This is a genomic window from Macrococcus sp. CoH-51_TC_04 (assembly GCF_058188655.1).
In genome coordinates this window covers 1-278 of record NZ_JBVGOY010000061.1, presented here as the reverse complement: position 1 = coordinate 278, position 278 = coordinate 1, and the positions used below count along the sequence as shown (strand labels likewise).

The window sequence follows — 278 nt, the reverse complement described above, 5'->3', positions numbered from 1 at the left end:
TCGTCCTTCGCCTTGTTGAACGCTTTCCTCACGACACGAAATTCATATTCAGCGTTACTCGGATCACAGTTGATCCCTGACATCGCGATACACTTCTTCTCCTGTGTGTCCTTATCCTTACCATCACGCCCATATTTGATGGATGCCGTGGCACTTCTAGAGGATGCTACTTTAGTCTGCGCCATATCTGATGCACCTCACTCTGAAGTCGTTCAAATTCATGCTGAGATGCCTGAAATTCTTCTGTCAGCTTTTTAATCGCATTCAATTCTACAGAA

Annotated in this window: 1 pseudogene; it reads right to left on the bottom strand. The window is 45.0% G+C overall.

Going from position 1 to position 278, the window contains the following annotated elements:
• Positions 1–185, bottom strand: a pseudogene (locus ACZ2V4_RS11775) (relaxase/mobilization nuclease domain-containing protein); the annotation flags it as partial.
• Between the last annotated feature and the right edge of the window lie 93 nt (positions 186–278).